9 protein-coding genes and 2 tRNA genes are annotated in these 11,249 nt (G+C 40.2%); 10 read left to right on the forward strand and 1 reads right to left on the reverse strand.

From position 1 onward, the window contains the following. Positions 1 to 480 precede the first annotated feature (480 nt). Positions 481 to 2,088: an inorganic phosphate transporter gene (locus JMY09_RS11140; RefSeq protein ID WP_201623664.1), complete on the forward strand. Its 1,608-nt coding sequence runs from the start codon at positions 481 to 483 to the stop codon at positions 2,086 to 2,088. Between the two features lie 183 nt (positions 2,089 to 2,271). Here the strand turns inward: JMY09_RS11140 and JMY09_RS11145 are convergent, their stop codons facing one another. Beyond that, positions 2,272 to 4,065, reverse strand: coding sequence for an aminotransferase class I/II-fold pyridoxal phosphate-dependent enzyme (locus JMY09_RS11145; protein WP_201623665.1), 1,794 nt, complete (start codon positions 4,063 to 4,065; stop codon positions 2,272 to 2,274). 662 nt (positions 4,066 to 4,727) lie between these two features. Here JMY09_RS11145 and msrB point away from each other — a divergent pair. The 9 genes from msrB to JMY09_RS11190 all read left to right on the forward strand — a co-directional run bounded on the left by msrB (position 4,728) and on the right by JMY09_RS11190 (position 11,001). Then, on the forward strand, positions 4,728 to 5,153 hold the full coding sequence (msrB, locus tag JMY09_RS11150; protein ID WP_201623666.1) for a peptide-methionine (R)-S-oxide reductase MsrB: 426 nt from the start codon (positions 4,728 to 4,730) through the stop codon (positions 5,151 to 5,153). A 169-nt stretch (positions 5,154 to 5,322) separates the two neighbouring features. Next, positions 5,323 to 5,811, forward strand: a complete 489-nt coding sequence (locus JMY09_RS11155) for a glutathione peroxidase (protein ID WP_201623667.1) — start codon at positions 5,323 to 5,325, stop codon at positions 5,809 to 5,811. A 396-nt stretch (positions 5,812 to 6,207) separates the two neighbouring features. After that, a tRNA-Val gene (locus tag JMY09_RS11160) sits at positions 6,208 to 6,283 on the forward strand. Between the two features lie 64 nt (positions 6,284 to 6,347). Continuing rightward, a tRNA-Asp gene (locus JMY09_RS11165) sits at positions 6,348 to 6,424 on the forward strand. Between the two features lie 213 nt (positions 6,425 to 6,637). Continuing rightward, positions 6,638 to 8,029 (forward strand): serpin family protein, encoded by a 1,392-nt coding sequence (locus JMY09_RS11170; RefSeq protein ID WP_201623668.1) that lies wholly within the window; start codon positions 6,638 to 6,640, stop codon positions 8,027 to 8,029. 48 nt (positions 8,030 to 8,077) lie between these two features. Beyond that, positions 8,078 to 8,548 carry a DUF4825 domain-containing protein gene (locus JMY09_RS11175; protein ID WP_201623669.1) on the forward strand — a complete coding sequence of 157 codons (471 nt, stop codon included), beginning with the start codon at positions 8,078 to 8,080 and terminating at the stop codon, positions 8,546 to 8,548. A gap of 89 nt (positions 8,549 to 8,637) precedes the next feature. Next, positions 8,638 to 9,984 (forward strand): serpin family protein, encoded by a 1,347-nt coding sequence (locus JMY09_RS11180; RefSeq protein ID WP_201623670.1) that lies wholly within the window; start codon positions 8,638 to 8,640, stop codon positions 9,982 to 9,984. A 53-nt stretch (positions 9,985 to 10,037) separates the two neighbouring features. After that, positions 10,038 to 10,322, forward strand: coding sequence for a hypothetical protein (locus JMY09_RS11185; protein ID WP_201623671.1), 285 nt, complete (start codon positions 10,038 to 10,040; stop codon positions 10,320 to 10,322). Between the two features lie 40 nt (positions 10,323 to 10,362). Then, a complete protein-coding gene (locus JMY09_RS11190) occupies positions 10,363 to 11,001 on the forward strand; it encodes a hypothetical protein (protein ID WP_227677294.1) in 639 nt (212 codons plus the stop codon). Positions 11,002 to 11,249 lie beyond the last annotated feature (248 nt).

The raw sequence follows: 11,249 nt of genomic DNA on the forward strand, positions 1-11,249 counted from the left end.
GTGTTTGAATGCGCATATCGCAAGCCGACATTGAGTACTAGGCTACAATCAAAGCCAAGAAGTGGCTGTTGAGAGTGGACTAATAATATATAGAATTACTTTGACAAAGGCTGCTGAATGCTCATAATGTAGCCAACAAGCACTAAGGCTGTCGAGTTATCAAGCCAACCCAATGGGCAAATAAGCAATAATTAGATAGTTAAGAGCGCTTTTAATCAAAAAAAACACTATCAATCAGCTATAAATTGAACATTATTATTGTCAGAAGCACTATAATGATGCCCGCAGTTTTGAATACAATCTATTTAAGTTCTTTTGAACTATGGGCGGATCTTATCAAAGATTTGTCTATATTTTATATCATCACTTTACGCTGCTATTTATAATATGAGATCACTAGTTGATAACTTATAGTAAATAACAGGGTGGCGTTATCAATCGCAAGCCTCTTTATCAAGTTTACGCAAGGCGTATTAACCTATGGGTATTAGTAGCAGTCCTACAGAGTCCAATAAACAAATTGGCTCCATGAAAGTAAATCTATTTTTTGCCATCCTACTTATTGCCATGACCAGCTACTTTTTGTGGTGGGGTCTAGATTACACTATGCATCAGCAGACGACGCTATTTATCGTCGCTACTGCTTTTGGTATCTTTATGGCATTCAACATTGGCGGCAATGATGTTGCCAATTCATTTGGTACTTCAGTAGGTGCAGGTACGCTAACTATCCCACAAGCACTTGGGGTAGCCGCTATATTTGAGGTGTCCGGTGCCGTATTGGCAGGCGGAGCAGTTACCGATACTATTCGTAAAGGTATCGTCGACTTAGATGGTATGACGGTCTCGCCCAACCAGTTCATCTATGTGATGCTGTCAGCTTTAATCGCAGCGGCGTTTTGGCTATTATTTGCCACCCGTAAAGGCTTACCAGTATCGACTACTCATGCCATTATTGGTGGGGTAATCGGTAGCTCTATCGTACTCGGGTATGATTTGGGTGGTACTGACACCGCTTTATCTACAGTAGATTGGAACACTATAGGCACGATAGCGATCTCTTGGGTAATCTCTCCGCTATTAGGAGGGGTAATCGCTTATCTGCTTTATGGACAAATCAAGAAAAATATCATCGATTATAATGATAGAACAGAAGCCTACATTGCGGTTCTCAAAGAAAGTAAAAAAGAACTAAAGAACCAGCATAAAGTCTTTTTGGACAATATGTCTGAATCAGAGCAGCTAGCGTACACTTCTGCGATGCTTCGTGATCAAGAGATATATCGAGACGATGATTGTACTATTAATGATATAGAGACTGATTATTATAAAGATCTTTATAAAATTGAGCATGAGCGCAATGATCTCGATACGCTAAAAGCTCTAAAAAAATGGGTGCCTATTATTGCCGCTGCAGGCGGGGCAGTCATGTCCTCGTTAGTAGTATTCAAAGGTCTTAAAAACGTCAATAGTAATATGACTACCCTGCAAGGGTTTTTGATCATGGGTATGATAGCCGCCTTAGTTTGGTTGGCGACTTATATTTATACCAAAAGTATCCGTGGCAAGCATAAAGAGGACTTGACCAAAGCTACCTTTATTATGTTCAGCTGGATGCAAGTATTCACAGCTTCCGCCTTTGCCTTCAGTCATGGTTCCAACGATATCGCTAACGCAGTTGGGCCTTTTGCTGCAATTATGGACGTTATTCGTACTAATAGCATAGCCTCGCAAGCGGTTGTGCCACCAGCAGTGATGCTAACCTTTGGTGTGGCGCTTATTGTGGGTCTTTGGTTCATTGGTAAAGAAGTGATTCAAACGGTCGGTACTAATTTGGCCAAAATGCATCCAGCTTCGGGTTTCTCAGCAGAGTTAGCCGCTGCCGCTGTAGTAATGGGCGCGTCAACTATGGGCCTACCAGTATCGAGTACTCACACTTTAGTAGGTGCCGTATTAGGTATTGGTATCGTCAACAGAGACACTAACTGGGCGTTGATGAAGCCTATTGGTTTGGCTTGGATTATTACCTTACCTGCCGCTGCTATTATGTCAGCAATAAGCTTTATTATACTTAAGCAGATTTTCTAGAGTTCAGCGCTGTTGCGCGAGTAGTAGATAGTCGGCTTTGAGCTTTACCAAAGCTATCAGCCCATAAACAGGGTAAACAATAAAAAACGCTTAGCGATTCAATATCGCTAAGCGTTTTTTATTGCTTAAGGGTCTAATTATTTAACAGATTTAAATCGTTATTACCTTATTACTCTTAAGCTTTTAGGCATTTAAAGTTTCAGGTTTTGCAGCCTTAGAGCTTTTATTGTCTTCGGCTTTAACTTCTACAGCGCGAGGTTTTTGGGCTTTATCAGTACCATACTGCTTACGTTTCTTAGCAAAGAAGCGATCTAAACGATCCATAGCGTTCTCAAGCTCATCTAAGTTTGGCAAGAACACTACACGGAAGTGATCAGGTGCGTCCCAGTTAAAGCCAGTACCTTGAACCATTAGCACTTTTTCTTCAATCAACAAGTCCATCATGAATTGCATGTCATCCTCGACAGGGTAGACAGCAGGATCCATTTTAGGGAAGCAGTAAAAGGCACCTTGAGGCATAGTACAAGAAATACCTGGAATCGCATTAAGACGAGAAATAGTTAATTCACGTTGCTTAAATAGACGTCCTTTAGTAGAGGTCAGCTCTTTCATGCTCTGATAGCCGCCCATCGCTGTTTGGATAGCATATTGGCCTGGTACGTTAGAGCACAAACGCATAGAAGCTAGCATGTCTAGACCTTCGATAAAGTCAGTAGCATGTTGCTTTTTGCCAGAAACCATCATCCAACCCGCACGGAAACCAGCAATACGATGTGATTTTGATAAGCCACTGTACGACAAGATCAATACTTGATCGGTCAAAGTGCTCATTGGCGTATGAACCATGTCGTCATAAAGTACTCGGTCATAGATTTCATCAGCCATAATCACTAAATCATGTTCTATAGCTACTTCAATGATCTGCTCTAATAGCTCATTAGTATATAGTGCACCCGTTGGGTTATTCGGGTTGATGATAACAATACCTTTAGTTTTGCTGGTAATTTTAGACTTAATATCTTCGATATCAGGATGCCAGTTATCTTCTTCGTTACAACGATAATGCACGGCGGTACCACCAGCGAGGTTAGCTGCTGCGGTCCATAATGGGTAATCAGGCATAGGAATTAGCACCTCATCGCCGTCACTCATCAGTGCTTGCATAGTCATAACAATCAGCTCAGAGACACCGTTACCCAAATAGACATCACGGACATCTACTGCTGACAGCAAACCTTTGGCTTGATAGTAATGCAATACCGCTTTGCGTGCAGAAAATATACCTTGCGAGTCTGAATAACCGATAGCGTCAGGCAGATTCATGGCTACGTCACGCAGGATTTCAGGTGGGGCATCAAAACCGAAAGGCGCTGGATTGCCTACGTTTAACTTAAGAATACGTTGACCTTCTGACTCCATCTTATTAGCCGCTTTTAGTAACGGGCCACGGATATCATAACAAACGTTTTGTAACTTATCGGATTTTTTTAATGGGCTCATAGTTTTACTATCCTTAGCTGGTTTATCTTGCAAATTTATATATTTAACAGGAGCCGCTGAAGAGTCGCTTTCAGATTTCGCTGAGTCAGTAGTACTGGTAGAGCGAGGCTGATTATCGATAGGAACGGCTAGAGTTACGTTTTGGGTTGAAATACTTTTCTGACTAACCATGACAGGTGTTGCTTGTTGTTTTAATTTAGAACTACTGTGCTTATTACTCTCGCTTATACTTATCTCGGTTTGGATGTCGCCACGTAATAAGTAGCCTTCGCTACAGCCTAGTATGCTTGCTAGAGTAGGGAGCTTAGAGGAGACAATACCGTTAGTACCGCGCTCCCAGTTAGAAATAGCGCCACGGCTAACTTTTGCGCCAGCTTCGGTCATAGCCTGTGCTAACTGAGCGGCAGTTAGTCCTTTTTTGCGACGTAATGCTACTAAACGTTGAGCTTGGGCTAACTTATCTTGATTATCATTCATTATCATCTGTCCCTTTTTTATAGAGAGTACTAAAGACTTATGGGGCAAGCCATATGAACTACTCTATAGTTGACGGTTTGCAATTACTGTTAATCAGAATAACGACGATAAAGGTCAACTACTAAAAGTCATTGATAATAAGTCATCAGGATACTGATTAGGTTACATAGAATTATAAACGGATCTTATAAGGGTATTTAAGTATTACAGTGGGTGCTTAGCGCTTAACTTGTTAGAATAAGCCGACTTTTTTCAGTGCTTAATGCAAGATATTATTGCATTTGCTTTAAGGTTGCAAGCACTTTATAACATTATTAATGCAAGATATTCTTGCATTTGTAAGCTTTCTGAAACGTTTGCAATTAACCGCTGATAGATATTGAGCTGCACCCTATATCATAGGAACGCTAAGCACTATACTGCATGATTTCCTGGCATAATTTGTAGTTACAAAAACTTGTTAAAGCTTAGCTTAGTAGACAGTTAAGAGTAATAGACAGCTATAGATTAGGAGTTACCTTATCGAGTGTAAGTTTAGTAAAAACCACCTATCAACCCTTGCAACAGCCAGTAAAACACCCATATATTAGGCAGCTAGCAATTATTGAATGTTGCAATCAGTTTGTTGGTTACCGTTAACTAAAAACAGTAAGGAATACGTTATGCAAGACAATCAACTTAGCAAAGAAGAAATCACCCAATTGACAGAAGCTGATTGGAAACAGCGCTTGAGTGCTGAAGAGTATCATGTGATGCGTGAGAAGGGCACAGAGCGTCCATTTACTGGCGTTTATAACGATACTGAGGACGAAGGTGTCTATCGCTGTAAGGGTTGTGGCGCTAACTTGTTCGATTCAACTAGCAAGTTTGATGCAGGTTGTGGCTGGCCAAGCTTTGACCAAGGTATCGACAATGCTGCTATTGATGAGCATGTCGATGATTCATTAGGTATGCGCCGTACAGAGGTCACTTGTAGTAATTGTGGAGCCCACTTAGGACATGTATTCCCTGATGGTCCACGTGAGACTACTGGTATGCGCTATTGCATCAATTCAGCCTCTATAGACTTGGATAAAGCTGAAGACTAATTAGCTTACATTCCTAGCTAGTGATTGCTAGTGCTTTAACATCTAGTGTTTTAATATATAGTAAGGAAGCTTGTAATGATTTCCTTACTTTTTTATTGATCATTAGCTCTAACGTTTAAACATCTTTAAATATAGCAATCATAAGCAATAATTAAACTAAGGAAGAGTAATGAGTAATATCTATGATTTTACCGCTGAACGTATGGATGGCACAGCGCAACCTTTCGCTGATTACCAAGGACAAGTACTGCTGGTAGTTAACACCGCTAGCAAATGTGGTTTTACTCCGCAATTTGAAGGCCTAGAGGCACTTAATGAGCAGTATAAAGACCAAGGTCTAACGGTTATTGGTTTTCCTTGTAACCAATTCGGTAGCCAAGATCCAGGCAGTAATGATGAGATTGGTGCTTTTTGTCAAAAGAACTATGGCGTAAGCTTTCCTATGATGGCCAAAGTCGATGTCAATGGTGAAGACGCTCATCCTATCTTTAATTGGCTAAAGGAACAAAAAGGCGGTCTATTAACCGATGGTATCAAATGGAACTTTACTAAGTTTCTGATTGGCCGTGATGGACAAGTTATTGATCGCTATGCATCAGTGACTAAGCCTGAAGCTATCAAAGCAGATATTGAAAAGGCATTGGCAGTTAGTAAATAGCAACTAGATACTATTGGCGAGTAAATAAACAATTAATGCACTGTTTTAGCAAAGATATAAAGTCAATAAAAACAACTGCTTGCTGTTATTATTGGCTAGCAGTTAAAAAATAAGCCATAAATTGCTAAATAATATTTGACAGGGCATAGGATTTGTATATAATACACACCCACAGCAAGGGGCTTTAATTAGTTACAAGGGGCTTTAATTAGCTGTTGGAGGTTTTGAGAGGTTAGAGGGTGACAACTTTAGCTATTAGAACTTCTAAGAGATCCTTATTACAGGATTTCGAATAGAGTGGAAAAAGCAGCAATGTTTTGGAAATTCTAGAAAATCCTATTTAAAGGATTTTCCTTGCGAACCTAAAATTGCGATGCAATTTTTTAACGGTTCTCAGGGTGATTAGCTCAGTTGGTAGAGCGTCTGCCTTACACGCAGAATGTCGGCGGTTCGAATCCGTCATCACCCACCACTATTTAGTATAGTGTTACTCTTAAGTAGTACACTGAGTGGTTAAATAAACTAAAACGACCTTAGCAGCGGTAGTTCAGTTGGTTAGAATACCGGCCTGTCACGCCGGGGGTCGCGGGTTCGAGTCCCGTCCGCTGCGCCATATTTAAAACTTAGTTAACTTTTTAAGTTTAAGCAAAGTTTCAACCTCAAGTATTCATTTACTTGGGGTTTTTTTGTGTCTGCATTTTTCTTAAAAGTAGGTCAGCATAAATAAATAGATAGATGGGTCTGCTTACCAAAATACACTAAACAATTGTATGGAGATGATACTAGAATGGCATCATCTTAACTCTACATTATTAGTGAAGCAGATATGAAGAATAACCAGTATTGTTATCTTAAAAAAGCACATGGTAACCGTATCATAAGTGCATTGGCTATCAGCAGCCTATTATTAGTGGTCAGTGGTTGTGACACCACTACGAAAGAATCTAAACCTACTGACAGCGTAGCCAATACCACATCAAATTCAGATAAATCATCCTTACCAGTTAAAGCTAAAAGCAACGCTGACGCTCGAGCAGATAGTCCGGTTGATTTTATTGCTGCTGATGATGACGCTTCTACTTCAGACGGCATCGAAAAAGTCATTACTGCCAACAATCAATTTGCCGTTGCTATGTATCAGCAGATAAATGGTCAACCTGACCAAGCAGATAAAAACGTATTTTTCTCGCCCTATAGCCTATCTACGGCGATGGCAATGCTGTATGCCGCAGCGGAAGGGGAAACAAAAGCGCAAATTCAGAAGACCTTTTACTACCCCTCAATGGATATTCTCAACCCCAATAGCGGCGCGCTCTATAATCAATTTAACAAACCCAATCCTGATTATAAGCTCGCCACACTCAATGACTTATGGATGCAGCAAGGGTTAACGCCCACTAAATCCTATGTCGATGCCGTACAACGTTACTATGGCGGTCAAGTGACCACCCTTGATTTTGAAGGTAATCCTAATCCTTCGCGGCTTATCATTAATAAAAAAATTGCTCAGCATACTAACCAATTGATTCCTGAGTTACTACCCGAGGGCAGTATCAAGCCCATCACGGTTGCCGTATTGACCAATGCGGTTTATTTTAAGGGCGATTGGGAGATGCCTTTCGAGGTTCAGAGCACCAGTGAGCAGCCTTTTTATAACCATGTGAGTACAAGTTCTAATGTAAAAATGATGCAACTACAGGAAGATTTTGGTTATAGCGAGGATAAGCAAGTGCAGATCGTGCAATTGCCTTACAAGGGTGAGGGTTTATCCATGCTAGTGGTATTGCCAAAATCAAAAGACAAAGCAGCCATGCAGCAGCTGGTGCGTGATTTGAGCGCTGATAAGATTACACAATGGAATAAAGACTTAGTCACTCAAGAAGTGAACCTTTACTTGCCAAAGTTCAGGCTTGAAGAAAGCTATAAGATGAAAGACCTACTCACGGATATGGGTATGCCAAAAGCCTTTCAAAAAGGGGCTGATTTTAACTTATTTGAAGATGGCACGCCGACAAAGATTGACAATGTTTATCATCAAGCGGTAGTTATTGTGGATGAAAAAGGCACCGAAGCGGCAGCAGCGACAGGCATTGTGGCTGTAGCAGTTTCTGCACCTGCTCCCCCAGTTATTTTCAAAGCTGATCATCCGTTTATTTTTATGATTAAAGATAACAAAACCGATGCGATATTATTTCTGGGTCAGGTTAATAAGGCTTAAGTTAGCGAATGATGACACTAAGACGTAAATAACTATTGACGAGATATTATGAACAGAATGCTTAAATTATTATCGTGTTCACTGTTAGTGATCTTAGCTGCCAGTGGATGTGATACGAAGACCACTGAAGAAGATGTGTTTCAATACAAGAATGCCTATGTTGGTGATAATAGTGCAGTCATCAATATTGTAAATCGCTCTATGCAATCAGATAACTTCAGAGGGCTCGAGCTTAAAACCAAAGAGATGCCCTATGGGATCATCTTAAATTATGACGGGTCAGAGTCAGAAAACAATGATAAAAGAACTGTAATATATAATGCCACTTACTTATTTGCGTTGATTCAAAATGCAGAGTGGATAACATTTAATTTCGATAATCAACAATACAAGATAACAAAGGACGCTCTAATAGAGTGGTACGGGGAAGATTTCAGCACATTACAAAGTGAAGAGGAGCTAAAAACGTTAATACAAAAGAGATGGGATGATGAATACAAAGTAAATCAGTTATTTTAAAACCGTCAATTATATATATCTTTGCGGATTCCTATACAGCAGCCGAAATAGAGCCATTCTTTTAATTATAATTTATTGTTGAGCCTGATATGCAAAATGACCCACTTCGCTATTTTAAATATCCAGCCCATAATCGTATTATCAGCGCCTTAGCTATTACTAGCTTAGTGTTGGGTGTCAGTGGCTGTGACAATACTATAAGAAATAATAGAGCGGGTGCTGTAACAGATACCATTCCTCATAATCAGTCAACTATTAACCCTCAAGCGCCTCCTATTGAGGGAAAGGCTTTGATCTCGACACCAGAGGGTATAGCTGAAGTCATCACTGCCAATAACCAATTCGCCATTGACATGTATCAGCAGATAAATGGGCAGCCTGAGCAAGCAGATGACAACGTTTTTTTCTCACCGTATAGCTTGTCTACTGCGATGGCCATGCTATATGCCGCAGCCGAAGAGGAAACGAAAGCGCAAATTCAGAAGACTTTTCATTATCCAGTACCAACTATCCTCAACCCTAATAGTGCAGCGCTCTACAACCAATTCAATAAACTCAATCCCGACTACAAGCTGGTCACGGTCAATGACTTATGGATGCAACAAGGGTTAACACCCACTAAATCTTACATAGACACCGTGCAACGTTATTACAGCGGCCAAGTGACCGCTGTTGATTTTGAAGGCAGTCCTGATCCTGCGCGTCAGATGATTAATAAAAGAATTGCTGAGAAAACCAATCAATTGATCCCTGCATTACTACCTAAGGGTAGCATTAAATCTGATACTGCCGTGGTGCTAACCAATGCCATCTATTTTAAAGGCGATTGGACCCTGCCTTTTACCGCCGAAAGGACCAGTACCCAGCCTTTTTATAATGCTATCGGTAGAGCCTCTAGTGTCCAGATGATGCGGCAACAGTCTTATTTTGACTATTATGAGGACAAACATATACAGGTCGTGCAACTACCTTATAAAGGCGATGACCTATCTATGCTCGTAGTATTACCCAAACTCAATCATAAACTTGCTATGCAGCAATTAGCTAAGAGTTTAAGTGCAACTAAGATTAAGCAATGGCGTGCAGGCTTAGTAAGACAAGAGGTGAGCCTTCATCTGCCAAAGTTTAAGTTAGATGCGCGCTATCAGATGAAAACATTGCTCGCTGATATGGGTATGCCAAGAGCGTTTAATAATGGGGCTGAATTTAACTTATATGCTGATGGCCCACCGATAAAGCTCGATGAGGTTTATCATCAAGCAGTAGTCACCGTCGATGAAAAAGGCACAGAAGCGGCAGCAGCAGCGGGTGCTGTAGGTATGTACGTTGGTATGTCTTATCCTATTGAATTTAAAGCCGATCATCCATTTATGTTTATCATAAAAGATAACAAAACCGATGCGATATTATTCTTAGGGCAAGTGAATAAGCCTTAATTGAAGGCAATAGAAATAGATAGGGAGTTAAGTAGCTAACTATAAGGATAACCATGTTTAAGTTTCTAAAACATAAAAGGGGTGATACCTGGGTTGATACGGCAATAATAACAGCGATACGTTTTATGATTGCAGGCTTTACCATGATATCAGGCTACTTATTAGCTTTTGCTGCCACCATGGGACCACCTATTGCACCCTATATTTGGAATGGCAATCTGGATTTCGGTATTAGAATAAGCATTATTATTATTGGCTTTGGTTTGTGTGCTGCGATATTGATTTGGTTTGTTTGGACATTATGTGCTGATATTTATCGATTTATTAGTCGCACCTAATAAACTTCAGGTGACTGATTTTTGAAAAAAGGATTATAAAATGCGTTTTTTATATCGCCTGCCTATTTTAATCATACTATTTTTGTCCATGCAAACGGTATGGGCTTGTATGCCGCATTCACCAAACGATGTATTTATTGCTCGTCTGCAATCATCGCAGCCCACATTAATGGATAATCAGCAAAAAGGCTTCGACTTGCAATTTAGTAATCCACGCTTTGTCTTTCGTACCCTTAGAATGTGGTTTTTTTACTCTAAGCCTGAGCAATGGCAAACTCATTCTGACTTCAAAAGTATTCAGCCCAATGACTTAATTATTGGTTTGGCTTATAACCAAGATGGCGGGAAACCAGCAGACTATACGGTAGTATCACTGGCAACATTAGACTGTAAAGACGATAAATTAATAATTGGCAAACCTTTAGTGTCTTTTTTAGCATGGAACCGAGAAAACGGCAGTTGTCGCCATGATAGCCACGATGGTATCGGCATATTAGATGGATTTATAGGAGAGGATCAGGAATATTATTTACAGCAGCTGCAAGCCAAATATCCTACCTGCAATAAGCTGAACGCGACGTTCCCTAGCAACGCCAATAAAAGTGTGTCCGAACAAGAAAACCATCCTCAAACATCATTTTGGGAAAAGATTAAGTTATGGTTTGGGCAGTGGATATAACGCCTCCATACTTAACGAGAGACTATGGAAATATAAAATAAGGAGTTGCAATGAATGCTTTATATAAAGTAACAGGCTTAATGATATTTGGGTTAAGTTTGATGTCTTGTGATGCGCTATATATAGTCACTGCACTACAAAAGAGTTATGTTTTGGATGAATATCATAAAACAATTTAGATAAGTCATTTTCCATCCAACCTTGGCGTAAAAACTTCACTTGAGCCCACTTCTTCTCGATGGGATTTA

Origin of the sequence: Psychrobacter urativorans, assembly GCF_904846695.1 — a bacterium.
Taxonomy (GTDB): Bacteria; Pseudomonadota; Gammaproteobacteria; order Pseudomonadales; family Moraxellaceae; genus Psychrobacter; species Psychrobacter urativorans.

Bases quoted from the DNA above. Each gene is read 5' to 3' on its own strand.
- msrB (WP_201623666.1), top strand. From the start codon at position 4,728: ATGCAAGACAATCAACTTAGCAAAGAAGAAATCACCCAATTGACAGAA.
- JMY09_RS11155 (WP_201623667.1), top strand. From the start codon at position 5,323: ATGAGTAATATCTATGATTTTACCGCTGAACGTATGGATGGCACAGCG.
- JMY09_RS11190 (WP_227677294.1), top strand. From the start codon at position 10,363: ATGCGTTTTTTATATCGCCTGCCTATTTTAATCATACTATTTTTGTCC.
- JMY09_RS11180 (WP_201623670.1), top strand. From the start codon at position 8,638: ATGCAAAATGACCCACTTCGCTATTTTAAATATCCAGCCCATAATCGT.
- JMY09_RS11185 (WP_201623671.1), top strand. From the start codon at position 10,038: ATGTTTAAGTTTCTAAAACATAAAAGGGGTGATACCTGGGTTGATACG.
- JMY09_RS11170 (WP_201623668.1), top strand. From the start codon at position 6,638: ATGAAGAATAACCAGTATTGTTATCTTAAAAAAGCACATGGTAACCGT.
- JMY09_RS11175 (WP_201623669.1), top strand. From the start codon at position 8,078: ATGAACAGAATGCTTAAATTATTATCGTGTTCACTGTTAGTGATCTTA.
- JMY09_RS11145 (WP_201623665.1), bottom strand. From the start codon at position 4,065: ATGAATGATAATCAAGATAAGTTAGCCCAAGCTCAACGTTTAGTAGCA.
- JMY09_RS11140 (WP_201623664.1), top strand. From the start codon at position 481: ATGGGTATTAGTAGCAGTCCTACAGAGTCCAATAAACAAATTGGCTCC.